This is a genomic window from Rahnella laticis (assembly GCF_015644585.1).
Lineage (GTDB): Bacteria > Pseudomonadota > Gammaproteobacteria > Enterobacterales > Enterobacteriaceae > Rahnella > Rahnella laticis.
The window spans coordinates 336472-361740 of record NZ_JADOBI010000005.1; the positions used below are offsets into that span (position 1 = coordinate 336472).

At 51.0% G+C, this 25269-nt stretch carries 26 protein-coding genes and 1 other annotated feature; of the genes, 2 read left to right on the forward strand and 24 right to left on the reverse strand.

The window, feature by feature from the left end:
- Positions 1-63 precede the first annotated feature (63 nt).
- The 15 genes from IV433_RS13455 to IV433_RS13525 form a co-directional block, all read right to left on the reverse strand.
- The gene (locus IV433_RS13455) at positions 64-1518 is read right to left on the reverse strand and encodes a protein adenylyltransferase SelO (protein WP_195814443.1); all 1455 of its coding nucleotides are present in this window, start codon (positions 1516-1518) and stop codon (positions 64-66) included.
- A 142-nt stretch (positions 1519-1660) separates the two neighbouring features.
- The gene (locus IV433_RS13460) at positions 1661-2446 is read right to left on the reverse strand and encodes an EAL domain-containing protein (protein ID WP_229893368.1); all 786 of its coding nucleotides are present in this window, start codon (positions 2444-2446) and stop codon (positions 1661-1663) included.
- 541 nt (positions 2447-2987) lie between these two features.
- Positions 2988-4001 (reverse strand): lipoate--protein ligase A, encoded by a 1014-nt coding sequence (locus IV433_RS13465; protein WP_195814442.1) that lies wholly within the window; start codon positions 3999-4001, stop codon positions 2988-2990.
- A 98-nt stretch (positions 4002-4099) separates the two neighbouring features.
- Positions 4100-4579, reverse strand: a complete 480-nt coding sequence (locus IV433_RS13470; protein WP_082465713.1) for an NlpC/P60 family protein — start codon at positions 4577-4579, stop codon at positions 4100-4102.
- Between the two features lie 154 nt (positions 4580-4733).
- Positions 4734-5123, reverse strand: coding sequence for a 4-amino-4-deoxy-L-arabinose-phosphoundecaprenol flippase subunit ArnF (gene arnF, locus IV433_RS13475; RefSeq protein WP_195814441.1), 390 nt, complete (start codon positions 5121-5123; stop codon positions 4734-4736).
- Positions 5120-5452 (reverse strand): 4-amino-4-deoxy-L-arabinose-phosphoundecaprenol flippase subunit ArnE, encoded by a 333-nt coding sequence (gene arnE / locus IV433_RS13480; protein WP_195814440.1) that lies wholly within the window; start codon positions 5450-5452, stop codon positions 5120-5122. Before arnE ends, arnF begins: the two co-directional genes overlap by 4 nt.
- Positions 5449-7119: a lipid IV(A) 4-amino-4-deoxy-L-arabinosyltransferase gene (arnT, locus tag IV433_RS13485; protein WP_195814439.1), complete on the reverse strand. Its 1671-nt coding sequence runs from the start codon at positions 7117-7119 to the stop codon at positions 5449-5451. The genes arnE and arnT overlap by 4 nt, the downstream gene beginning before the upstream one ends.
- A complete protein-coding gene (gene arnD / locus IV433_RS13490; protein WP_195814438.1) occupies positions 7119-8018 on the reverse strand; it encodes a 4-deoxy-4-formamido-L-arabinose-phosphoundecaprenol deformylase in 900 nt (299 codons plus the stop codon). The genes arnT and arnD overlap by 1 nt, the downstream gene beginning before the upstream one ends.
- Positions 8019-8031: 13 nt before the next feature.
- Positions 8032-10014, reverse strand: a complete 1983-nt coding sequence (arnA, locus tag IV433_RS13495) for a bifunctional UDP-4-amino-4-deoxy-L-arabinose formyltransferase/UDP-glucuronic acid oxidase ArnA (protein WP_195814437.1) — start codon at positions 10012-10014, stop codon at positions 8032-8034.
- Positions 10014-10994 carry an undecaprenyl-phosphate 4-deoxy-4-formamido-L-arabinose transferase gene (arnC, locus tag IV433_RS13500; protein WP_152325699.1) on the reverse strand — a complete coding sequence of 327 codons (981 nt, stop codon included), beginning with the start codon at positions 10992-10994 and terminating at the stop codon, positions 10014-10016. The genes arnA and arnC overlap by 1 nt, the downstream gene beginning before the upstream one ends.
- Entirely contained in the window at positions 10994-12136 is a 1143-nt protein-coding gene (gene arnB, locus IV433_RS13505) for a UDP-4-amino-4-deoxy-L-arabinose aminotransferase (RefSeq protein ID WP_195814436.1), read from the reverse strand. The genes arnC and arnB overlap by 1 nt, the downstream gene beginning before the upstream one ends.
- Before the next feature lie 347 nt (positions 12137-12483).
- Positions 12484-13245, reverse strand: coding sequence for a vitamin B12 ABC transporter ATP-binding protein BtuD (gene btuD, locus IV433_RS13510; protein WP_195814435.1), 762 nt, complete (start codon positions 13243-13245; stop codon positions 12484-12486).
- 31 nt (positions 13246-13276) lie between these two features.
- A complete protein-coding gene (locus tag IV433_RS13515; RefSeq protein WP_195814434.1) occupies positions 13277-13828 on the reverse strand; it encodes a glutathione peroxidase in 552 nt (183 codons plus the stop codon).
- 62 nt (positions 13829-13890) lie between these two features.
- A complete protein-coding gene (btuC, locus tag IV433_RS13520; RefSeq protein WP_195814433.1) occupies positions 13891-14898 on the reverse strand; it encodes a vitamin B12 ABC transporter permease BtuC in 1008 nt (335 codons plus the stop codon).
- A gap of 149 nt (positions 14899-15047) precedes the next feature.
- A complete protein-coding gene (locus IV433_RS13525; protein WP_195814432.1) occupies positions 15048-15497 on the reverse strand; it encodes a DUF2502 domain-containing protein in 450 nt (149 codons plus the stop codon).
- A gap of 271 nt (positions 15498-15768) precedes the next feature.
- Between IV433_RS13525 and IV433_RS13530 the strand changes: the two genes are divergently transcribed.
- Entirely contained in the window at positions 15769-15924 is a 156-nt protein-coding gene (locus IV433_RS13530; RefSeq protein ID WP_165056879.1) for a hypothetical protein, read from the forward strand.
- A 338-nt stretch (positions 15925-16262) separates the two neighbouring features.
- Here the strand turns inward: IV433_RS13530 and ihfA are convergent, their stop codons facing one another.
- The 8 genes from ihfA to thrS form a co-directional block, all read right to left on the reverse strand.
- Positions 16263-16559: an integration host factor subunit alpha gene (gene ihfA / locus IV433_RS13535; RefSeq protein WP_004089944.1), complete on the reverse strand. Its 297-nt coding sequence runs from the start codon at positions 16557-16559 to the stop codon at positions 16263-16265.
- Positions 16560-16563: 4 nt separating this feature from the next.
- Positions 16564-18951 carry a phenylalanine--tRNA ligase subunit beta gene (gene pheT / locus IV433_RS13540; protein ID WP_195814431.1) on the reverse strand — a complete coding sequence of 796 codons (2388 nt, stop codon included), beginning with the start codon at positions 18949-18951 and terminating at the stop codon, positions 16564-16566.
- Between the two features lie 14 nt (positions 18952-18965).
- Entirely contained in the window at positions 18966-19949 is a 984-nt protein-coding gene (gene pheS / locus IV433_RS13545; protein WP_195814430.1) for a phenylalanine--tRNA ligase subunit alpha, read from the reverse strand.
- Between the two features lie 99 nt (positions 19950-20048).
- Positions 20049-20173: a sequence feature (Phe leader region), on the reverse strand.
- Positions 20124-20168, reverse strand: a complete 45-nt coding sequence (pheM, locus tag IV433_RS13550) for a pheST operon leader peptide PheM (protein WP_106120997.1) — start codon at positions 20166-20168, stop codon at positions 20124-20126. Its footprint overlaps the feature before it by 45 nt.
- 125 nt (positions 20174-20298) lie before the next feature.
- On the reverse strand, positions 20299-20655 hold the full coding sequence (rplT, locus tag IV433_RS13555; protein ID WP_056773451.1) for a 50S ribosomal protein L20: 357 nt from the start codon (positions 20653-20655) through the stop codon (positions 20299-20301).
- A 42-nt stretch (positions 20656-20697) separates the two neighbouring features.
- Complete coding sequence (rpmI, locus tag IV433_RS13560; protein WP_013576135.1) at positions 20698-20895, reverse strand: 50S ribosomal protein L35; 198 nt, start codon at positions 20893-20895, stop codon at positions 20698-20700.
- 95 nt (positions 20896-20990) lie between these two features.
- A complete protein-coding gene (gene infC / locus IV433_RS13565; protein ID WP_013576136.1) occupies positions 20991-21542 on the reverse strand; it encodes a translation initiation factor IF-3 in 552 nt (183 codons plus the stop codon).
- A 3-nt stretch (positions 21543-21545) separates the two neighbouring features.
- Entirely contained in the window at positions 21546-23474 is a 1929-nt protein-coding gene (gene thrS, locus IV433_RS13570; protein ID WP_101077102.1) for a threonine--tRNA ligase, read from the reverse strand.
- A 290-nt stretch (positions 23475-23764) separates the two neighbouring features.
- Here thrS and IV433_RS13575 point away from each other — a divergent pair, with 290 nt between their 5' ends.
- Positions 23765-24448: a MarC family NAAT transporter gene (locus IV433_RS13575; RefSeq protein WP_104922568.1), complete on the forward strand. Its 684-nt coding sequence runs from the start codon at positions 23765-23767 to the stop codon at positions 24446-24448.
- 24 nt (positions 24449-24472) lie between these two features.
- On the opposite strand, the gene IV433_RS13580 is transcribed toward IV433_RS13575, so the two are convergent.
- Positions 24473-25108, reverse strand: coding sequence for a transglycosylase SLT domain-containing protein (locus IV433_RS13580; RefSeq protein WP_195814676.1), 636 nt, complete (start codon positions 25106-25108; stop codon positions 24473-24475).
- Positions 25109-25269 lie beyond the last annotated feature (161 nt).

The window sequence follows — 25269 nt, forward strand, 5'->3', positions numbered from 1 at the left end:
CACGGCCTCAAAACAAAAATGCCACAACACCGTTTCGGGTTTGTGGCATTTTTTAACTGCGTGTCAGCTGGAGCAGGAAATTTCCAAATGTTTTCCCCAGTCCGGCGGTAATGCCGCCATGGCATCGTGTTGCGGAGCATCGCTGTAGGGGTCGCGAAGCGCCTGATGCAGCTGTGTCAGCGCACTGATATCGTCTTTTTCCGCCTTTTCAATCACCTGCTGCGCCAGATAATTTCGCAAAATAATCCGCGGATTACTTTGCTTCATGGCCTGCTGGCGGGTGGCATCGTCGATATTTTCCGTCTGCAAACGCTCGCGATAGGACTGATACCAGCTGTCAAACGCCGCGCGATCAATGAATTCATCGCGTAATGGAGATTGCGCCTGTTGCTGTTCCACATGGCTGAGCAGCCGGAAAGTCTGCGTGAAATCCCTGCCTTCTTTCGCCATCAGGCTGAGCAATCCGGTCAGCAAATCGTTATCCCGTTTATCTTCCGTGAAAAAGCCCAGCTTACCGCGCATCAGCGCCCCGTAGGCTTTCATCAGCGCCGGTTCGTAGCAGCCCAGCGCTGCCTGCAATTGTTCGGTGCTCATCAGGCCGGACAGCGTTTGCGCCAGCCGGTGAAGATTCCAGTACGCCACCGCGGGCTGGTTATCGTAGCTGTAGCGTCCCTGATGGTCAGAGTGATTGCAGATGTACCCTGGCTGATAGTCGTCCAGAAAACCGTAAGGACCGAAGTCAATGGTCAGGCCGAGAACCGACATGTTATCGGTGTTCATCACGCCGTGCGCAAACCCGATACTTTGCCACTGCGCAATCAGCGCGGCGGTTCGCTCAACCACCTCGGAGAACCATTGCTGGTAACGCCGCGCCTCGTCCGGCTCACTTTCCGGCAACTGCGGCCAGTGATGGGCGATCACGTAATCCGCCAGTTGTTTCACCTGTTCGGGCTGTTTACGGTAATAGAAATGTTCGAAATGGCCGAAACGAATGTGGCTTTCCGCTACGCGCATCAGCATTGCGCCGCGTTCTGGCTGTTCACGAAATACAGGCTCGTCGCTGGTCACAATCGACAACGCGCGGGTTGTCGGCACCGATAAATGATGAAGTGCTTCGGACGCCAGAAACTCACGGATCACCGAGCGCAGCACGGCGCGGCCATCGCCCATGCGTGAATAAGGCGTCACACCCGCGCCTTTCAGATGCCAGTCAAAACGCTGTCCTGAAGGCAAAACCTGTTCACCAAGTAAAATCCCGCGACCGTCGCCCAGTTGTCCGGCCCATTGCCCAAACTGATGGCCGCTATAAACCTGCGCCAGCGGCAACATGCCGGGAAAGAATTTCTCACCGCACCAGAATTCCCGGTGCTCAGCGTTAAAGAGAGTGTCATCCAGCCCCAACTCGCGGGCCAGCGGTTCACTGTGGTACAGAAGGCGCGCGCCCTTCAGCGGCGTGGGCTGAAGCGCGGTATAAAAACCGGGTAACTGGTCTGCGTAATGATGTTCGAATTGCGGCATAAATCCCCCTTTTCTTTAGTGTAGGGCGGCATCGCGGTGATTAACACGGAGTAATAACAGGGAGATTGCGGAGCGCGGAAATGAAAAATCCCGGTGCAGCAGGCGCTGACCGGGATCATGGCACCAGAACTGAAGTTACCGATTAATGAAATTGGGCGGGCCGGACAAGCAGATTATCCAGCTCTGCCGGTTCCACACCCGGCCAAAGCAAACCTTTCATCCCCTGCACGTCGGTTTTACGCAACGCATCAAAGTAGGCCTGACTGTCCAGGCCATCCACCACAATATTGCGGCAAAACCGGTTAACATTTCTCAGGAGCGACGGCATAACAATGGCGAAATGTTCGCCCTCGAAAAGCTGCCAGAACAGATTTTTGTCCAGTTTCACCCACTGAAAAAGGTGATCGAAAACAGGTGCCATCGTGACGTTCCCTGAGCCAAAGTTTTCAAGCCATAAGGGAAAGTGCTGCTTCAGCGCCATCAGCTGAGGGTTTTTCCGGCCTTCAGAGAGTTGCGGAAATGATTCGCTCAGATTCAGATGAATAAAAGGATGTGCCTTAAAAGCATCGCGGAGATTTTCATCCTCGAGCAATAACGCCACCTGCTTTTCTTCCACGCCGATATTTAAAATTACCTGGTTATCACAAAACCAACGGGCATGTTCATTAGCCCAAATTTGTTGCTCATTCAGAAAACGTTGCAGCTGCGTCTGAGTGAGCAAATTCAGTACAAGCTCTGTTGGCATGATTAGCTTGCTGTCTGCGCTGGAAAAACGACACACTAATTCTATCGCGAGTAACTTCCCTTCGATTGAGTAAACCGGCTGGCACAGATAGCTGCTGTTAAACGCCGTATCGAATTGTATTTTCATTTTTGTCCAAAACATCAACGGCACTGCGAATTGATTAATAACTTTTTTGACTATCAATCAGATCATAAAGATACCGGAGCCCCGAGGCGTCACCGAAATATTAGAGAAATTGATATCAAGAAAGAACCTAGCCGGATTCAAGGGTCGAGCACTGATCTCGCGAACGGCAGAGAGATCAAAAAATGTAAGAATGTATGTCCCTTTTGCGCCTTCGTTTTGAGGCGTCTTTCGGTCAGAAAGGGGCTTTCGGACTAATCTTATCGTCAGTGGTGCAAACGCGCAACACAGTCTGTGAGCGCTATCAGACATATTTTGACAAAATTTTGATTATTAATTGTGCAATCGCACAATTAAGCATGTTACTTAATATTTTATCTAATGGTTATAGTGGCTTATGAAATGTTGCGCAAGTATCAGCAGCAAGAATAACGTGCGGTTCGGAAACCCGGTTGACTTTCTAACGCAATAATAAACCAGAGATTATTTCAAATATGTCTGCTGTATCATGGATAAAAGAAGGGGCATTAGAGACGGAGAGGCATTGACGAGTTTACCGGAACCCTTTTTTGCGGCAGAAACGGGTTCCGGTTATCTGGGTTTAGCGGATACAGCGCACCAGCCAGATTTGCAGCTCACCAAGCTCAGCCTGCATTGCCGGGTATTGTGCGGTGATTTCCTGACAGGTCAGTGCGACATCCTGCGCATGGTAACGCGTTCCCACCAGTGCATCAGCCAGCGCCAGCAAAGGCGCTGGATTCAGGCTGTCGGTAAAAATCTGCGCCCGGCTGATGGCGCCTTTTTCAACGTCAAAATGGATGTCCACTCCGCCCCAGACAAAGCGTTCATTGAGTAAATGGCTGAACGCCGGCGCTTTGCCGAAATTCCATTCCCAGCTGCTTTGTTTAGCAAACCGTTCCGGAAAACCGGGAATATCCGGGAAAACGTCAGGAGAGATAATTTCAGGTTCGACGCTGGTGCCATACCATTCGAAAAATGCGGCAGTCACGGCCTGACAGATTTGCTCGTGATTAATATCCGGAACAAATTCATTGAGGTTTGCTACCCGCGAACGGACAGACGTGATGCCTTTTGCCTGTAGCTTTTTAATATCCGGATTAAGGTAGTTTGCCAGACGGCTCAGGTCAGCATTGAGCAGCAGCGTGCCGTGGTGGAAACCGCGGTCGGCCGTTTCACGGTAAGCTGAGCCGGAAATTTTTCTTTCACCTCCGGCAGTCTGAACAACCAAATCGTTGCGACCGGATGCGCTGGCATCAATGCCCAGGCTTTTTAGCGCATTAAGAATAATACCGGTCGAGACACTTTTATCGTATTCCGGTTTGCCTGCCATAAACGTAAAACAGGTATTGCCCAGATCGTGGAAGACCGCCCCGCCACCGCTGCTGCGGCGCGCCAGACGAATGCCGTCTTCTTCCATCCTGCGCGTATTGCATTCTTTCCATGGATTTTGCGCCTGACCAATAACCACGGTTTCGGCGTTTCGCCATAAGAAAAGAACACGCTGCGTCGTCATCTCACGAAAAATACAGTCTTCCACGGCCAGATTGAACCAGGGATCGTAAGAGTCGGAAAGTAAGAGTCTGAGAGGTTTCATTGCATATTCATCCTGAAAAAGTCTGTTCCGATAATAACAGCAAAAATCAGGATGAAATACGCAGCGAAATCAGGGGATAGTTTATTTAATGCGGGGTGTCAGATGCGTCGTGCCTGCCAGTAAACTTTGCGCCAGTAAACATTATCGAGAGAGGAACGCGTTACGCCCTGGCTGGTCGAGGCGTGAATAAACTGGTCGGCAGTATCATAAATACCGACGTGTAATCCATTTTCGCCGCTGCCGGTTTTAAAGAAAACCAGATCGCCGGGAAGGAGTTCATCACGTGAAACCTTGGTGCCGATTTTGGTCTGATCGGCCGTGGTACGCGGCAGAACGACACCAAACCTATCGCGATAGGTGCGGAAGACAAAACCGGAACAGTCGACGCCGCTGGGCTGCAATCCGCCGTAGCGATAAGGCGCGCCGTGCCACTGACTAAGCTGATCGTTAAGCTCTGCGACAACAGTAATAGAATCGGCGAAACGTCCGCTTGGCGGTGGCGCGTGGCTGCTACAGCCGTTAAGAATCAGCGCAGCAACAGCCAGCAGGGAATACATGGATACGGATGACCAGCGCATAGTGCATTCCTTCTTGAATTGCATCACGGCAGGGTCAGACGCGGGAATTTGCGCGGACCGGATAAGTCGCCGTTATCTAAGAACTAATAGAATTTAGCGCTATTTTATCCGTCATCCAATATTTAATAATGTTTTTTATCGTTTAAAGCCGTTTTTAATGGACGTCTTTTACCGGTTTGCTGTGAATTAACCAGACACCGGATAAGATCAGCAGTCCGCCAATCGTTTTGGTTAAGCTGATGCTTTCATTGAACCACGGCAATGTAACCGCCGCGATATACACCAGCGCATAGCTCAAACTCAGTAAGGTATAAGCCCGGTTCAGCGGCAAATAACGTAATGCAAAGAACCAGCAGCCCATCGAAAACGCATACCCGCAAAGCCCCAAAAAGACGGCAATCAGCGGGTTTAAATGGCTGAGAATAAAAGCAATATTGAGCTCAGCCAGTGAAACCCACGGGATCTGCACCATGCCCCATTTCATCAGCAACTGCGCCGCCGTCACCAGCAGAACGCTCGCCCCGCCCCACAGATACCCTTTCATAAGCTGACACTCATCAGTGCAATACCGGCCATGATCAGCGCCACGCCACACCAGTGGCGGGCGTCAACATACTCCCTGAAAAACCAGCGGGCACAGAGCGTGATCAGAACAAAATTCAGGCTGAGCATCGGGTAAGCCAGGCTCAGCGGCAGAAGCTGCAACACGCGCAACCATAACAACATCGCGATGCCGAGCAACAATACCGCCAGCCCGAGCCAGCGTAAGACGCGGGCAACACCGTCACCCGCGACCTGTGCCGCCTGCTTCTGACAAAGCTGACCGGCACAGGTAATAATGCTTACGGCAAGAACCAGAAGGAATCCGGTCATGGAAGTTTTTTGTAGAACAGCAGCGCCTGACGTTCAATCTGCACCGTCTGGTCAGCCGGCGGGAGTTTGCCGGAGATACCTGCATTTCTATCAAGTCTGAGGATCACAGAAACATTTCCTTCCTGACGTGCTTTTTGTAACCATTCCGGGAAGTCCGCGGAATCGACAAATTTTGACTTCGCATCAGGATAACTCAGGCCATATTCCAGCTCACCCTTTTCACCAAACATGATGATATCGTCGCGTTTCAGAACCCAGGCTAAACCGGTTGCAATCCCCACATTATCTGACAGCACAAAACGGCTGTCCTGCAACATCGCAATATTTTTGCCAATGAACCCTTGTGGTTGCTTGGAGTCCATGACTTTTTGCGGGATCGCCTGCCCGACCAGAAGTGCCAGCACCAGCGGACATGCAGCCGCCCAGTACCAGCGTTTTTTCACGTCAGTCAGCGACATCGCACCGGCCAGCGCCCACACGGCAAAGCACAGAATACCAATCAGCGCGCGGGGCAATTCGGCGCGGGTGAACACGGCTTTAACATGCAGCGGTAAAATGCCGGAGATCACCAGAACCGCGACCGCCATCAGCACGCCGAAAACGATGTTAATGGTGCCATTGGCTTTCAGCGCCCGTAATTTTCCGGACTGACGGATCTGATCCAGATGATCGGCCATCAGTAAGGCCAGTGGCGCGAAACACGGCAGTATGTACGTCGGTAATTTACCCTTCGCTACGCTGAAGAAAATCAGCGGCATGATCGTCCAGCTCAGCAGGAAGAATAATTCAGGACGCAGCACACGTTTCGTCCAGCCATCGCGTAAAGCGCCCGGCAGCAGCCCAAGCCATGGCAAAGCACCCAGCAACAATACCGGCACGTAGTACCAGAACGGCGCTTTGTGTTGCGCATTGGATTCGGCAAAACGCTGAATATGCTCAACCCAGAAGAAGTAGCGCCAGAAATCCGGTGCCTCACGGGCAATAGCCAGCACCCATGGCAGGCTGAGTACCACCGCAGCCACAATCGCCAGCGGGCCCCAGCCAAACAGGGTTTTGAACCGTTTCTCACGCCAGACAATCGGCAGAACCGCAATCACCGGTAACGCGAGCGCCAGAAAACCTTTGGTCATAAAGCCCATACCACAGGCCAGCCCCAGCGCAATCCAGCTCAGCGCTTTTTGCCGTGTTCCGGAAACCCGCAGACAGAAATAGCTGGCAACCATCGCGGCGGTCATCCACAACGTGATCATCGGATCCATCACGCTGTACGTACCGATACTGAATACCAGTGTGAAGGAAAGGTAAATCAGCGTGGCAATGTACGCCGTCTGGCGGTTACGCCACATCAGATTCGCCAGCCAGAAGACCAGCAAGGCGCTCAGTAAGGTGCTGAATACTGAACCAAAGCGAACAGCGAAATTGCTGTCACCAAAAATCATCTGGCTGATGTTGTTAAACCAGTAACCGGCCACCGGTTTTTCAAAATAGCGTAAACCCAGAAGATGCGGCACAACCCAGTCGCCGCGCTGTAACATTTCGCGGCTGATCTCGGCATAACGGGTTTCATCGGGCTGCCATAACAGGCGGGAATTAAGAGGAACAAGATAAACCAGGGCAAAGAACACCAAAATTAAGGTGCTCCATACGCCTTTAAGGGATTTAGACATCAGGAAAAACCTTCTTGCTGACAGCCTAACCAGCCTTCCCGACCCGGGAAACTGGCACGAACCACTTTGCCTTTTGGCAACGTGCTGAGGTCCTGAGGCAACAAATCGCCCAACGCACAGAACTGAATCCCCTGCGCGGCAGCCCGAATCAATAACTCATCGAACTGGGCAGCCAGTGACATACCTTCAACTTCTGCATGAATGGTGTAAACCGGCACACCCTGATCCTCAATAATGGCGTTGAGGATAAAAACATTGAAGTTGTCCGCATTGATTTCGCCACCTGCCACTTCATCGTAAGTGGGTAACGTCACCGGAATCTGCACCGTGCCCAGCGTGCCGTTTTCCAGCACCGGCAGGAAAGGATATTTCCCACGACAGTCGCTGTTGTAGTAAAAATGGAACCGCTCTTTGACCTCAATCACGCGTTCATCGGCGCGCCATCCAGCAACGGCTGAACATTCCACATCATGACCCAGGCTTTTTTCCAGTGCATCCAGCCCCAGCTTAATTTGCTGCTCAAGCTGTTGCTCCGACCATTTACCCACTTTTGCCTGCCAGCCCTGATGATCCCAGGCGTGCAAACCGACTTCATGGCCGCGCTTGGCGGTTTCTTTCATCAGATAACCCAGGTCGCGGGCGATGAGTTTTCCCGGCCACGCGGTACCGGCAAGCAGGATATCCCAGCCATAAAGCGAGGCGGCATTGGAGCGAAGCATCTTCCACAAAAAGCGCGGTTTAAGCAGGCGCCACAAGTGGCGCCCCATGTTATCCGGCCCAACGCTGAAGAAGAAACTGGCGGTAATGTTATGTTTCGACAGGACTTGCAGAAGCTGAGGGACACCCTCGCGGGTGCCACTCCAGGTATCTACATCAATGCGCAGACCCACTTTCTTCATCACAGACACCGTTTCAGGCTTTGTCAGCATCAGGATTGACAGAACGCAGGAAGAAATCGAGCGTATCAGCGACGGTTTTATCCATGCCGATTTCCGGTTTCCAGTTCAGCAGACGGCGCGCATTTTTGATGCTTGGCGTGCGGTGCTCAACGTCCTGATAGCCTTTGCCGTAATACGTGCTGCTTTCGACCAGATTGAAACCGGCAAAAGGCGGGAACTGTGCGCGCAACGGGTGGGCTTCGAAGCTGCTCAGCAACATTTCGGCCAGCTCACGAATGCTTGCTTCGTTGGTTGGATTACCGATGTTGATGATCTGGCCGTCGCACAGGTTGTCGCGGTTTTCGATAATGCGGAACAGCGCTTCGATACCGTCATTGATATCAGTGAAGCAGCGTTTCTGCTCGCCGCCGTCCACCAGTTTAATCGGTGAACCTTCTACCAGATTGAGGATCAGCTGAGTGATGGCGCGTGAGCTGCCGATACGTGCTGCATCCAGGTTATCGAGACGAGGTCCCATCCAGTTAAACGGACGGAACAGGGTGAATTTTAGCCCTTCTTTCGCCCCGTAAGCCCAGATTACGCGGTCCAGCAGTTGCTTGGACACAGAGTAAATCCAGCGCTGTTTGTTGATCGGGCCGACGATCAGACGTGAGTTATCTTCATCAAACTCTTTGTCATCGCACATGCCGTAAACTTCAGACGTGGACGGGAAGATAATGCGTTTTTTGTATTTCACGCAGTCGCGGACAATCTTCAGGTTTTCTTCGAAATCCAGTTCGAATACGCGCAGCGGGTTGCGGGTATATTCGATTGGCGTTGCGATGGCCACCAGCGGCAATACGACGTCACATTTTTTAATGTGATATTCGATCCACTCGGAATGGATGCTGATATCGCCTTCAACAAAGTGGAAGTGCGGGTTATCCATGAAGCGGCTGACCGCGTCAGAGCTGATATCCAGACCGTAAATTTCATAACGATCTTCACGCAGCAGACGTTCGCTCAGGTGGTTACCGATAAAGCCGTTCACACCCAAAATCAGAACGCGGGTACGGCGTTTCATCACGGCCGTTGGCAGCGTGGCAACGCGCATGTCCGGCATAATGCCCAGTTCAAGCGCCAGACGGGAACCCTGTACATACAGACCATTTTCGCTCTGCCCTGCCAGCACTTCCAGCGCGCCTTCGCCACAGGCGATGGTCAGCGGATCAGAAGAAAGCACGGTGCCCGGCTGTTTGTCATGCTGAGTCGACAGCGGACGCGCACGCCAGATAGTCAGCTTACGCTGACCCAGGAATGAAAACGCACCCGGATAAGGTTCGGTCACGGCGCGGATCAGGTTGTTAATTTCTGTGGCAGATTTGTGCCAGTGAATTTCACCGTCAGCCGCAGTGCGACGTCCAAAATAGCTCGCCTGCGTTTCGTCTTGTGGCGTCAGGCTGATTTTACCGGCTTTCATTTCCGGCAGCAGTTTAGTCAGCAACTCTTTCGCCGCTTCACGCACTTTGGCGTGCAGTTTCAGCGCCGTATCATCCGCGGTAATCGCGACTTTCTGCTGGCCAACGATGTCGCCCGCATCAGGACGTTTCACCATTTTGTGCAAAGTAACGCCCGTTTCTGTTTCGCCATTCAGCAGCGCCCAGTTCACCGGAGCGCGGCCACGGTAGCGTGGCAACAGAGAACCATGCAGGTTAAAGCCACCGCGCGGCGCGAGAGATAAAATCTCTTCGCTCAGCATGTTGCGGTAGTAGAAAGAGAAAATCACATCAGGCTGCAAGGCTCGGATGCGGTCAACCCACAGCGGATGGTTAACATCTTCCGGCGCATAAACAGGCAGATTGAGATCAGCACCCACACGGGCAACTGAAGAGAAAAACTGATTTTCATTCGGGGCATCAGTATGGGTAAAGACTGCCTGTACGTCGTAGCCTGCATCAACTAAAGCCTGTAAACCAACGCAACCAATATCATGGTAGGCAAATACAATCGCTTTCATCACTCTTCTTCCTGACTGTTTTCTTCGGAACGAACTCCGACGACTTTTTGAACGAAATAACGGGGACGTGCACGAACATCGTTGTAGATACGCCCGATGTATTCACCGAGTAAACCCATACCGACAAACTGCGCACCGATAAACATGAATAACAATGCAAATAGCGTGAACACACCTTCAGCCGCCCATTCGGGGCCGTTGATGAGGCGCATTAAAATCAGGAACACGGCCAGCAGGAAACCGAAGATGGCAATCACGCTGCCTACTACGCTGAGCATGCGCAGCGGTGTTGTGGTCAGACAGGTGATCAGGTCATACATCAGGTTGATCAGTTTCATCAGGCTGTATTTGGAATCACCAAATTCGCGTTCGGAATGCTGAACCGGAATTTCTACCGTTTTGCGGGCGAAGGTATTCGCCAGAATAGGAATAAACGTGCTGCGCTCGTGGCAGTGCAACATGGCTTCGATGATGTGACGGCGGTAAGCGCGCAGCATACAGCCGTAATCGCCCATCGATTTACCGGTCGCACGCTGGATCATCATGTTGATCATTTTAGAAGCAGTTTTGCGGAACCAGGAATCACGGCGGTTTGCGCGAACGGTACCGACGACGTCGTAACCTTCATCGGCTTTCGCCACAAGGCGCGGAATTTCTTCCGGCGGGTTTTGCAGGTCAGCGTCCAGCGTAATCACCAGATCCCCCGTAACATGACTGAAACCAGCCATGATTGCAGAGTGCTGGCCGTAATTACGGTTAAGTAAAACCGCAATAATATGGCTGTCCGCTTCTTCAGCGGCCACGGTGAGCATATCGGCGGAACGATCCGCACTCCCGTCGTCGACCAGAATAATTTCGTATTGTTGCGTTAATTGTTTACACGCGGCCTGCGTCCGGGACAGCAACGCCGGCAGACTTTCTTCTTCGTTATAGACCGGGATAACTACCGAGACTTTACGAATAGGTTCATATTGCGCCACTACTGCGCCTCCAGAAGGGAAAAAAGAGCCGCGACAACACGGTCAACATCGCTGTCCTGCATATCCGGGAACAGCGGCAGACTGCATAAACGATCGGTATTCCATTCGCTGTTTGGCAAGCTCAGGTCAGGATAGCGTTCGCGGTAATATTTTTGAGTATGGGCGGCACGGAAATGCAAACCTGTTCCGATGCCCTGCTCTTTCAGGCGTTCCATCAGCGCATCACGGGTGATCCCGCAGCGTTCTTTATCCACGCGGATCATGAATAAATGCCACGCATGCAGATGCGGATACGCCGGAATGCCCATCGGCAGGAAAGGAGAACCCTGCAATTTATCGAGATAACGCTGCGCCAGTTCGGTACGGCGGGCGTTGATTTCCGTCAGCCGCTTAAGCTGAACAACGGCAATAGAAGCGTGAATATCGGAAAGGTTGTATTTGAAACCCGGTTCAATCACTTCCGCCTGCGGTTTGCGGCCCTGAACCTGACGGTCAAACGCATCGACAGCCAGACCGTGGAATTTCAGTGCACGGACTTTATCAGCCAGCGCGTCGTCATCGGTCGCAATAAGACCGCCTTCGGCGCAGGTCATGTTCTTGATGGCGTGGAAGGAGAAAATAGCGGTCCCCTGCGCGCCAATCCAGCGATCACGGTAACGCGTGCCTGCGGCATGCGCAGCATCTTCAATCACCGGAATACCGTGCTGATTTGCCACGGCATAAATAGGATCAAGATCTAAAGGCGCGCCCGCGTAGTGGACAGGAATAATCGCTTTGGTTTTCGGTGTGATGCCCGCCGCAACGGCTTCTGCGCTGACCATCAGGGTATCGGGATCCACATCAATCATGACCGGTTCTGCACCAAGCAGAACAATCATGTTTAGGGTGGAAACCCAGGTCTGGGAAGGAGTAATGACTTCATCGCCGGGACCAATACCCAGCGCCATCAACGCTACGTGCATACCGCCGGTCGCGGAACTGACCGCTATCGCGTGCTTACAACCGAAAGCTGCAGAAAAATCCTGTTCGAGCTGGTGTGTCTGCGGCCCGGTGGTGATCCAACCGGAGCGCAAAACCTGCCCCACAGCCTCAATCTCTTCATCACCCATCGACGGGCGGGAGAAAGGCAAAAAGTTTTCCATTACGCTATCCCAAAAGGTAATTAACTCATACCGACTTTAGACCGCATTTATTTAACCGTAAGTAAACGCTGCCCTGAAATTATGACTCTTATGATGTCGGTTTAAGCTTAATTTAACCTTAAGGATTTTCCAGTTTTGTGAAGTTAAACAGAAAGTAAATGGAGTGAGAATAAACAAGCAGAAAAAACAAAACCTTTCAATAACAGAAAGTTACATTATTCATTTTTCAATTAAAAAAATGAACTTTATGGAAAAAAAATGACCACTGTATTTTTTATGAACAATATAAGCACGCCGCCAATGTTGAAAACTCAATAATTATATAATTAAAGCGCTATTCATTAAACTCAGATTAATGTCGGTGTTGTCATTATCCAGCGACGCCCTGCCAGAGCATGTATCTGAAAGGGAACTTTATATACCGCAGAAAGTGCTTCTGCCTGCATAACCTCCGAACATTCACCTGCAGCGACCACTTCGCCCGCCGACATCAACCAGACCTGATGCGCGTGATGCAAAGTATGGTTCAGGTCATGATCACTGACGATAACGGAACGCCCTGCGGCACAAAACTCAGCCAGAAGCTGATCAAGTGCCTGCTGCTGAGCAACATCCAGACTGTTTGCCGGTTCATCGAGAAACAGTAACTGACTGTCAGGATTAACCTCCGGCCAGACCTGCAATAATACTGCGGCCAGCCTGACGCGTTGCCATTCTCCGCCTGAAAGATGCGTTACAGGCCGTGAAAGTTTATCGCTGAGCTGTAACGCATCACACAACCGGCCAATCGTATTTTCTAAAAGAGCCGGGGAAGCGCCCGGCGGCTGGTGCAATGACAGATACTGAAAGACCGGCATCAGCGACGCAGGCGTCAGCTGCTGACAAAGCCATGCACGCAGACGTGCCAGCCGCGGCCCTGAGATTTCTGTCAGGTTTTCCCCGCCGATAAAAACGTCACCGTCAGAACCGGAAATCCCCGCCAGCCGGGCCAGCAGGGTACTTTTTCCCGCCCCGTTCGGGCCGATAAGGTGGATCCGGCTACCGGACGAAACTCGCGCGCTAAACGCACGAAGACGCCCGCTCACACTCACCTCACGACATTCCAGCATCTGCGTTCCCTGCTCTTTTATCAACAATGGACTATTTTGTCAGTGCGGCTTTAATGGCACCGGTCAGCAGCGGATCTTCCGGCGTCATGTCCGGCGCGAAACGCCCAAGCACAGTGCCGTCGCGCCCAATCAGGAATTTTTCAAAATTCCACAGGATATTTTCCGGCTTAACAGGTTCACGACCTTTGCTGGCCAGACGTTCGTAAAACGCGCTGTCTTTCGGTTTAACGGCTTCCGGACGGGCAGCGATCAGCGCGGAATACAGCGGATGACGATGATCGCCGTTAACGTCAATTTTGCTGAACATCGGGAATTTCACGCCAAAATTCGTGGTGCAAAAGGTTTTGATTTCATCTTCTGTGCCCGGTTCCTGCGCACCAAACTCGTTGCACGGGAACCCAAGAACTTCAAAACCTTCCGGATGTAATTCCTGATAAAGGCTTTCCAGCCCTTCGTACTGCTTGGTCAGGCCACACTGCGACGCCACGTTAACGACCATAAGTACCGAACCTTTGTAAGCGCCTAAAGTCGTTGTTTCGCCATCGATAGTTTTCAGGGAGATATCAAAAATAGTGTTACTCATCGTTTAGTCCTGAGTTTTGTGGGTTAGGTAAAGGAAGAGCATAGCCGACCCTTCAGAAAGGATCAGCGGATTTGTCCGTTTCTGACCAGCAGCCAGATAAACACCGGAGCGCCGAGCGTGGCGGTCACAACCCCGACGGGCAGCTCAGCCGCATATAAACCAATGCGCGCGATAACATCGGCCAGCAGCAAAACTGCCGCTCCGCTCAGGGCGCAGGCCGGCAACAAACGGCGCTGATCGGTGATCCCGCAAAGCCGGAGAATATGTGGAATGACCAGCCCGATAAAACCGATCACCCCGGCCAGCGCTACGCTGATGCCCACCATCCAGCCGACCGAAAGAACCAGAATAAACCGCCAGGCGCGGAGGGATATCCCCAGTTGCTGCGCCTGTTGCGTACCCAGGGAAAGTAAATTGAGCACCTTTCCCTGAAAGATAAGCCACAGGAGAACCGGCAGCAGCATCGCGCCCAGCCAGATCTGATTCCAGTCCACGCCACCAAATCCGCCCATCATCCAGTACATCAGCTGGCGCAGATCGAGGTTGTCACTGAAATAAATCGCCCATGTCATGAGCGCACTGCACACAATCCCAATCGCGACACCAACCAGCAGCATCCGCGCATTAGTCAGCAGGCGTTTTCGCGCAACATACAAAAGAAAAGCCGTCACAATCAGCGCACCAGCAACGGCCGCGATACTCATGACCCAGACCGGCATAAATCCGTGACTGAGCATCACACAAAAAACCAGCGCTACGCCCGCGCCGTTTGCAACGCCAAGCAAACCGGGTTCTGCCAGCGGGTTTTCAAACAGCGACTGCATAACCGATCCGGCAACAGCCAGGCTTGCGCCGACCAGAATCACCGCAATCGCACGGGGCAGACGCAGCTGCCAGATGAAAAGACGCGCCTCGCTGCTCAGCCATTGATCCGGCCAGAGCCAGCGCTCACCCGCACTCAGGCTTAGCACACCAATCATCAGCAGCAATATGCTCAGCCCGGAGAGCCAGAGACGGTCGCGTGATTTTTGCTGGTGTTCGAGAGCAGAAAAAGTCTGCGGGACAGGCATAAATATCGGATTCCTGAGGCTGAATTCCGGTGGCTGGAATTTTACTATCCTACCGATATTAGGCAGTTAGCTCCACAACAGGGAAGCAGAAATGAAAAAAGCCGGTGACTGAGCACCGGCTTAGGACGTATTTTTCGTTTACGGGGGGATTAATGCCCCTGATGACCGTCCGGCGGGATCGGCTGACCGTTCCCGTGTTGATCATTATGTTGATCGTTATGACCGCCCTGCTGGCCGTTGCCGCCAGGATGACCGTTGTTGTTGCCACGGTGATCATCGCCGTTTGGACGGCCCTGATTATGTGGCTGTGGCTGCGGCCTTGGCGGTGGGTTCGAGTGCCTGCGCTGCGGCGGTTTGGAATCCCAGCGATCGCCATGCCAGTACATGCCATGCTCATTACGGTCACCGTAATGATGACCCTGATGCTCGTGCCACCACTGTGGTGGACGCCAGTCATAGCCATCCCAGTAGTAGCCGCGCTGATCCTGATCCCCGAGGTGGAGCGTTACGCCAGGGACGTTAACGTCAATAGAAACATTTGCCTGCGCGATCACAGGCAATGCCAGTGCACAACAAAGCAATAAGAGAGATTTTTTCACGATAGTCACGCCTTCTTTATTTTTTATGACGTGTTTTTTATATCAGCAGGGAATAGAAGTGAATATGAGAAATAAGCGTATTTTCGGATAACTTGCCGAGCCCTTACAATAAAAATACAAATATATCCTGATTGAAATAACTCAACAGGATGAAGATTATTATCTATTCAAATCTTATTACGACTCTAACAAATCTTAACGTAAGTCTGACAACAACGTTGTTGCGATCTCTTTATACTCGCCTTGTTTATTCAAACAAAGGATGTCTTTTATGCGTCGTATTTTAGCTTTATTTAGCGTAGCTCTGGTCGTCGTCAGCCTCAGTGGCTGTTTATTCCCGCCGTTCTGGGGCCCTGGTGGTGGCGGTCACGGTGGTGGTCATGGCGGCGGTGGCCCTGGTGGACCGCGTATGTTCTACAACCATTAATTTAATATTCTAATCTGACTCTTATATTTTCAGGTCACTTGTCGGGAGAATAAATGCGTGCGCATTTTAACCTGAATATACTGAGTTATTTCACTTAAGGGGCTTCGGCCCCTTTTTAATTATCATCGTTTACACACCAATTAATAATTACGCTCCCTTCCGGCCTTGAAATTTAATCTATCAGACTAATCCTGAAGCGCCCACCCCTTTAACACTATCTTTTCACTTTACGTGCTAATAACTTAAAAGCGTAAAATCACCCTACGGACTTATGTGAATGTGATCACAAAAAATGGGCAAAAAAAAGGCCGCTTTCGCGGCCTTTTTGATGATTTTACTTATTCTTTCGGAGTGGCATTCTCAACACGACTTTTCAATTTCTGTCCCGGACGGAAAGTCACCACACGACGCGCCGTGATCGGAATATCTTCGCCGGTTTTCGGGTTACGTCCCGGACGTTGGTTTTTGTCACGCAGATCAAAGTTGCCAAAGCCAGACAGTTTTACTTGCTCGCCATTTTCCAAAGCACGACGGACTTCTTCGAAAAATATTTCAACAAGGTCTTTGGCATCCCGTTTGCTCAGCCCGAGCTTCTCAAACAGGTGTTCTGACATTTCAGCTTTAGTAAGCGCCATAGGTTCAATCCCTCAAGGATGCTTGGAATCGCTGTTTTAGAGCCTCTACGCATTTTGCAACGGTAGCGGCGATCTCCTCTTCTTCCAGTGTACGGGCGGTATCCTGCAACACCAGACTGATAGCCAGGCTCTTATAACCCTCAGCTACGCCCTTGCCACGGTACACATCAAACAAGTTTACGCCAACTACCTGATTTGCGCCAACTTTCTTGCACTCTGCCAAAATATCGTCTGCGGGCACGTTTTCAGCCACAACAACAGCGATGTCACGACGGTTCGCCGGGAAGCGGGAAATCTCTTTCGCATCAGGCAGTACGCGGTCTGCGACCTTATTCCATAACAGTTCGAAGACAACAGTACGGCCATTGAGATCGAGTTTACGTTCCAGTTCCGGGTGTACTACACCAATGAAACCAATACGTTCGCCGCGTAAATAAATCGCTGCGCTCTGCCCAGGGTGCAGTGCAGGATTTGCTTCAACCTTGAACTGTACATCGTTCATTTTGCCGGTAAGCTCAAGAATAGCCTCAAGATCACCTTTCAAATCGTAGTAGTCAACTGCCTGACGCGCCAGATCCCAATGCTCTTCATTTTTCGTTCCGGAGATCACACCAGATAGCATGACGTCCTGACGGATACCCAAATCGGCTTGAGTATCAGGCACAAAGCGCAGGCCGCTTTCAAATATGCGCACGCGACTTTGCTGACGATTTTGGTTATTGACTACCGCAGTCAGCAGACCAGACCACAGAGAAAGACGCATTGCCGACATTTCGACAGAAATCGGACTTGGCAAAATCAGCGCGTCTTCGCCCGGATGAAGTAATGCCTGCACTTTAGGATCAACGAAACTGTAGGTAATCGCTTCCTGGAAACCACGGTCAACCAGAAGATTTTTCACACGTTTCAGCGACAGGTTAGCTTCACGGTGTTTGGTCATCACCAGGCTGGCTTTCACCGGGACATCAGGAATGTTGTTGTAACCGTAGACACGGGCAACTTCTTCCACCAGATCTTCTTCAATTTGCATGTCAAAGCGCCAGCTCGGTGCGACAGCCACCCAGTGATCGCCTTTATGCTGAACCAGGCAACCCAGACGGGTCAGAATGTCAGTTACCTGCGCATCTTCAACGTGATGGCCAATCAGGCGATCCAGTTTTTCGCGACGCAGGGTAATGGTTGCGGCTTTCGGCAAATCGGCTTCTGACGTTACATCGATAACCGGACCCGCTTCGCCACCACAAATGCTCAGCAGTAACGCGGTTGCGCGTTCGATGGCCTTGAATTGCAGCTGCGGATCAACGCCACGTTCATAACGGTGCGACGCGTCGGTGTGCAGACCCTGACGGCGCGCGCGGCCGGTGATAGACAGCGGAGCAAAAAATGCAGATTCCAGCAGCACGTCCTGAGTTTCGTCGTTCACACCAGAATGTTCGCCACCAAAAATACCGGCCATCGCCAGTGCTTTGCCGTGATCGGCGATCACCAGCGTGTCTTCGTTCAGTTTAGCTTCAGTGCCATCAAGCAGAGTCAGCGCTTCATCTTTTTTCGCCATACGCACAACGATACCGCCGTCGATACGGTTCAGGTCGAAGGCGTGCATTGGCTGACCGAGTTCAAGCAGCACATAGTTGGTGATATCCACGACGGCATCGATTGAACGCGTACCGCAGCGACGCAGTTTTTCACGCATCCACAATGGCGTAGGCGCCTTAACGTTGATGCCTTTGACTACGCGACCCAGATAACGCGGACAAGCCTGAGGAGCCTGAACATCGATAGAAATAGCCGTATCAATAGTGGCTTTAACCGGATTCATTTCCGGCTCAACCAGCGGGAGCTGGTTAATCACCGCAACGTCACGCGCCACGCCCAGAATACCCAGGCAATCCGCACGGTTTGGCGTCACGCTGATTTCAATAGTCGTGTCGTCCAGTTTCAGGAATTCACGAATATCGGTGCCCACAGGCGCATCCAGCGGTAACTCGATGATGCCATCGTGATCATCCGAAATCGCCAGCTCAGAGAAAGAGCACAGCATGCCTTCAGACGGTTCGCCACGCAGTTTGGCTGCCTTGATTTTGAAATCACCCGGCAATACTGCGCCCACTGTGGCGACGGCAACCTTAAGGCCCTGACGGCAGTTTGGTGCTCCACAAACGATGTCCAGCAGACGATCGCCGCCTACGTTTACTTTCGTTACACGCAGTTTGTCTGCATTCGGATGCTGGCCACATTCGACCACTTCGCCCACTACAACGCCGTTAAAAGCGCCCGCGACAGGTTCAACGCCATCGACTTCCAGGCCGGCCATGGTGATTTGGTCGGATAATGCTTCGCTGCTGATGGCTGGGTTTACCCACTCACGCAACCAGAGTTCACTGAATTTCATGTGATATTCCCGCCTTACTTAAACTGTTTGAGGAAACGCAGATCGTTTTCGAAGAATGCACGCAGATCGGTCACGCCATAACGCAACATGGTCAGACGCTCCATCCCCATCCCGAAGGCAAAACCGGAATACACTTCCGGATCAATACCGACGTTACGCAATACGTTCGGGTGCACCATGCCGCAACCCAGCACTTCCAGCCATTTACCGTTTTTGCCCATAACGTCAACTTCCGCAGAAGGCTCGGTGAACGGGAAATAAGAAGGACGGAAACGAATCTGCAAATCAGCTTCAAAGAAGTTGTTCAGGAAATCGTGCAGCGTGCCTTTCAGGTTGGAGAAGCTGATGTCTTTATCAACAATCAGGCCTTCCATCTGGTGGAACATCGGCGTGTGTGTCTGGTCGTAATCGTTACGGTAAACGCGGCCCGGTGCAACAATGCGGATTGGCGGTTGCTGATCTTTCATCGTGCGGATCTGAACGCCGGACGTTTGAGTACGCAGCAGGCGCTTAGCGTCAAACCAGAAAGTATCGTGGTCAGCACGGGCCGGGTGGTGGCCCGGAATATTCAGGGCATCGAAGTTATGATAGTCATCTTCGATTTCAGGACCGGTTTCCACGGTAAATCCGAGTTCACCGAAGAAAGTTTCAATGCGATCGATAGTACGGGTCACCGGATGCAAACCGCCGTTTTCGATACGACGGCCTGGCAGTGAAACATCAATCGTTTCTTCTGCAAGACGCGCATTCAGCACAGCGGATTCCAGCGTATTTTTCCGCGCATTCAGGGCTTCCTGAACCTGCGTTTTCGCTTCGTTGATCACTGCGCCTGCTGCCGGACGTTCTTCCGCTGGCAATTCACGGAGGGTCGTCATCTGGAGCGTCAGGTGGCCTTTCTTACCCAGATATTCGACACGCACGTTATCCAGCGCGGCGATATCCTGAGCACTCTCTACGGCTGCCTTGGCATTGGCAACCAGCTCTGCGAGATGTGGCATTGCTTTCCTCTTCTTCTGGCCAATATGGCCCGATGTAAAATAACCGTGATTAATCAGGGGCGCGATTTTGACCCTGAACCTTAGTGTATAAAGCACAGATACAAAAAAGCCTCCACGAGGGAGGCTTAGGCGCTACTTTTCGTTTCTTCTCTTACGCGCGAAAGCCTTCCTGAGTCAGGCGCTAAAGTAAAAAAAGAAACGGAAAATAGCAGCATTCATGCTTGCGTTACCTTAATGATTGTCTTTCTTGTGCCAGGACGTAAACGGGACTGTCAGTATTAAACAACGAATCAGCCTGTTTTTAAACACAAAATATAAAAGAGGGAGCAAGCTCCCTCTTTCACCTGACTTACGCCAGTGCTGCTTTCGCTTTTTCGACCAGAGCGGCAAATACCACTTTGTCGAATACTGCGATGTCAGCCAAGATCTTACGGTCAATTTCAATAGAAGCTTTTTTCAAGCCGTTAATGAATTTGCTGTAAGACATGTCATTCTGACGAGCTGCTGCGTTGATACGCGCGATCCACAGCTGACGGAACTGACGTTTCTTTTGACGACGGTCACGGTAAGCGTATTGACCAGCTTTGATAACAGCCTGGAATGCAACACGATATACGCGAGAACGGGCACCGTAGTAACCTTTCGCCTGTTTTAAGATTTTCTTGTGACGTGCACGTGCAATCACACCACGTTTTACGCGAGCCATATGCTCTCCTGAGTTTTATATTCTAGATTAAAAAAAGTGTATTTATGCGTACGGCAGACATGCAGAGACCAGACCCAAATCGTTCTTGGATACCAGGCCTTTTGGACGCAAGTGACGTTTACGCTTAGTAGCTTTTTTGGTCAGAATATGACGCAGGTTTGCGTGCTTACGCTTAAAACCACCGTTGGCGGTTTTTTTGAAGCGTTTAGCGGCGCCGCGTACTGTTTTGATCTTTGGCATTTTAAATTCCACTTCGCATTGTTATTAACATGAATCAGAAAGGCGAATCCAGCATGCGCGGTGCGAACACCGCGCAGCAGGATTACTTGGAAGCCTTACTGTTTCTTCTTAGGTGCGAGCACCATGATCATCTGACGACCTTCGATCTTCGTAGGGAAGGATTCGACAACGGCCAGTTCAGAATCTTCACACAGGTCTTTACGGACGCGGTTAAGCACTTCCATACCGATCTGTTGGTGCGCCATTTCACGCCCACGGAACCGCAGGGTGATTTTGGCTTTATCGCCATCTTCCAGAAAGCGAATCAGGTTGCGTAGTTTGACCTGATAGTCGCCATCATCGGTACCAGGTCGGAATTTGATTTCCTTAACCTGAATAACTTTTTGTTTCTTTTTCTGCTCTTTGGTCGACTTGCTCTTCTCGTAGAGGAATTTGCCGTAATCCATGATTCGACAAACTGGCGGCTCGGCATTCGGACTGATTTCTACTAAATCGACGCCCGCTTCCTCAGCTTTTTCAAGAGCTTCATTCAGACTGACAATACCAATCTGCTCGCCATCGACGCCGGTGAGGCGAACTTCTTGCGCGCGAATCTCTTTGTTAATGCGATTAGGACGCGCCGGTTGAACTCGTTTTCCGCCTTTAATACTTTATTCCTCCAGTTGATGAAGACTTCTGCTGCGGATTTCCGCCAGCAGTTTGTCAACGACTTCGCTAACATCCATGCTTCCCAAGTCTTTGCCGCGGCGGGTACGAACAGCAACTTTGCCTGATTCGACCTCTTTATCGCCACAAACTAACATGTAAGGAACACGGCGCAGCGTGTGTTCGCGGATTTTAAAGCCAATCTTCTCATTTCTCAAGTCGGCTTTAACGCGAATGCCTGCATCTTGCAGTTTTTTAGTTAATTCTTCGACATACGGCGCTTGTGAATCAGTAATGTTCATGATCACAACTTGCACCGGTGCCATCCAGGTCGGGAAGAACCCGGCGTATTCTTCGGTCAGAATACCGATGAAGCGCTCCATGGAACCCAGGATAGCACGGTGAATCATTACCGGGACCTGACGGTCGTTGCTTTCGCCAATATAGGAGGCGTTCAAGCGACCAGGTAATGAAAAGTCGAGCTGCACGGTACCACACTGCCACGCACGATCCAAACAATCATGCAAGGTAAATTCAATTTTCGGACCGTAGAACGCACCTTCACCCGGCTGATATTCGAATTCAATCTTGTTTTCGGTCAGTGCTGCGGCCAGGTCATCTTCCGCCTTAGTCCACATTTCGTCAGTACCAATGCGCTTCTCAGGACGGGTGGACAGTTTCACCACAATCTTTTCGAAACCAAAAGTGCTGTACATGTCGTAAACCATGCGGATACAGCTGTTCACTTCGTCGCGAACCTGCTCTTCAGTACAGAAGATGTGGGCGTCGTCCTGAGTGAAACCACGAACACGCATCAGGCCGTGCAATGCACCAGACGGCTCGTTACGGTGGCAGCTGCCGAACTCGGCCATACGCAATGGCAAATCACGGTAGGATTTCAGACCCTGGTTGAAGATCTGAACATGCCCCGGGCAGTTCATCGGTTTGATGCAATATTCACGGTTTTCAGAAGAAGTAGTGAACATCGCTTCTTTGTAGTTTTCCCAGTGACCGGTTTTTTCCCACAGTACGCGATCCATCATGAACGGACCTTTGACTTCCTGATAGTCGTAAGACTTCAGTTTCATACGTACGAAGGCTTCCAGCTCACGGAAAATAGTCCACCCATCGTTGTGCCAGAACACCATGCCCGGCGCTTCTTCCTGCATGTGATACAGGTCGAGTTGTTTACCGATTTTACGGTGATCGCGCTTGCCGGCTTCTTCCAGACGCTGAATGTAGGCATTCAGTTGCTTTTTATCTGCCCAAGCAGTGCCGTAGATACGTTGCAGCATTTTGTTATCGCTGTTGCCACGCCAGTATGCACCGGAAGTTTTCTGCAGTTTGAAATGATGGCAGAAACGCATATTCGGTACGTGCGGACCACGGCACATATCCACATATTCTTCATGATGATACAGGCCCGGACGATCGTCATGGCTGATGTTTTCATCCAGAATCGCGACTTTGTATTCTTCACCACGGCTTGCAAAGGTATCGCGCGCTTCCTGCCAGCTGACTTTCTTTTTAATAACGTCATAATTCTTTTCAGCCAGTTCGTGCATACGCTTTTCAAGCAGTTCGATGTCTTCCTGAGTGAGCGTACGATCTAAATCGACGTCATAATAGAAGCCATTATCGATAACCGGGCCGATAGCCATTTTGGTATCTGGCCACAATTGCTTGATGGCATGACCCAAAAGGTGCGCACAGGAGTGACGCAAAATTTCAAGACCGGCTTCGTCTTTAGCGGTGATGATCGCCAGTTGTGCGTCGGTTTCAATCAGATCGGTTGCATCAACCAGTTCGCCGTTAACGCGACCAGCGATACAGGCTTTCGCCAGACCAGGACCGATATCGAGAGCAACATCAAGAGGTGAAACGGGGCGATCAAAAACGCGCTGGCTTCCGTCAGGAAGAGTAATGACAGGCATGTTAATTCCTTAATCTACAGTGGTGCCCCACACGACAGAGCACATCTAGAAAAATATTTGAGTTTAATTTCATGTAGTTATTCACGCTATTCAGCTTTACTTTGCCAAATATAGGCACCCTGGAATACATCACGTAATTGTATCGGGATGCGACGTGAAAACAGACAGCGAGTTTACCACCCGTAAAGTGCGAATTTCCAGCAACCTGTGTTGCTTAAGATGGATATTTTTCGTGTAATCCCCTCCGGACACGCTAAGGTAAACACAAACGCTTTTCAAAAGGGAAATTTATGTCAGAAGTCAGCCTGTTATTTCAGGCCATCGGATTGGGTTTAGTGGTGATTCTTCCGCTGGCGAATCCGTTAACTACCGTTGCCCTCTTACTTGGGCTATCCGGAAACATGACAGCGCAGGAGCGAAATCAGCAGTCGCTGATGGCCTCGGTGTACGTTTTCATCATCATGATGGTTGCCTACTACGCCGGACAACTGGTGATGAATACCTTCGGGATTTCAATTCCCGGCTTGCGTATTGCGGGTGGCCTGATTGTCACATTTATCGGTTTCCGAATGCTTTTCCCTCAGCCGCACGTTGAAGAGAAGGTGCTGATGGAAAACAAAACCGAGGAGATGAAACGGCAGGATTCACCGAATATCGCGTTTGTGCCGCTGGCGATGCCAAGCACCGCGGGCCCGGGTACTATTGCGATGATTATCAGCAGCGCATCAACCATCAGGGAAGGTTCAGATTTTCCTCACTGGGTAATTTTAGTCGCGCCGGTGCTGATTTTCTTTCTGGTCAGCCTGATTTTATGGCTCACATTGCGCAGTGCGGGTGGAATTATGCGTCTGGTTGGGAAAAGCGGGATTGAAGCAATTTCACGGCTGATGGGATTCTTACTGGTCTGTATGGGCGTGCAGTTTGTGATTAACGGCGTGACTGAAATTATTTCTCATTTTCCGCCAGCAGCCTGATTCGCTACTGGCGGAAAACGAAATTTAACGCATCGCCAGATAGGCGCTGTTCACTTTCCACAGATAACGCGGAGCCTGAGGCGCCGGATGTTTCTGCTGCACATGCTGGTAAAACTCTTGCGGGGACATCTGATTAATTTTCGCAATTGCATATGTTTTATCTTTCGCGAAAGTTCTCAGTAAGGCCCCTGCCCCGTTAACGTAGGCCACCGTCGTTGCAAAACGACGGGTTTCCGGATTACTGATCCCCGCCAGTTGTTGCTGGAGGATACTCAGATACGCCGTGCCCAAGTCGATATTCATCGCCGGGTCTTTCAGTTCATGAGCGCTGGGCTGCCCGTAACGTCCTTTCATCCGGTAGGCATCGCGTCCTGCCGTTGAGGCCTTTAGCTGCATTAACCCAATCGCATTCGATTTACTGACAACGGTTGGGTTATATCCAGATTCAACCTGAATGATTGCTTTAACAAGTGTTTCGTCGACGCCGTAAGTATTTGCCGCCTGGTGAATAACATCACCATAAGGCCCCGGATGCATTAATGAAGTTTCGCTTTGTATGGGTGGCGATGGATTCAAAAAATGCGTGGTTTTAACCGGTGTTTCTTTAGCGCAACCCGCCAGTAAAAGCGCGGCCATCAAATAAAGAATTTTTGGTTTCACGTTTTCTCTCTCGCGACTGGGACGAGGGCTAGCATATACATCTTCTTCCCACACCTGAATATATTTTTAGTCTATTATTATTATTGTTTTGTTAAACAAGGGGGTTAGGCACATGTCGATAAGACAATTCTGCATATAAAACCTCTTTAATGTCACATATT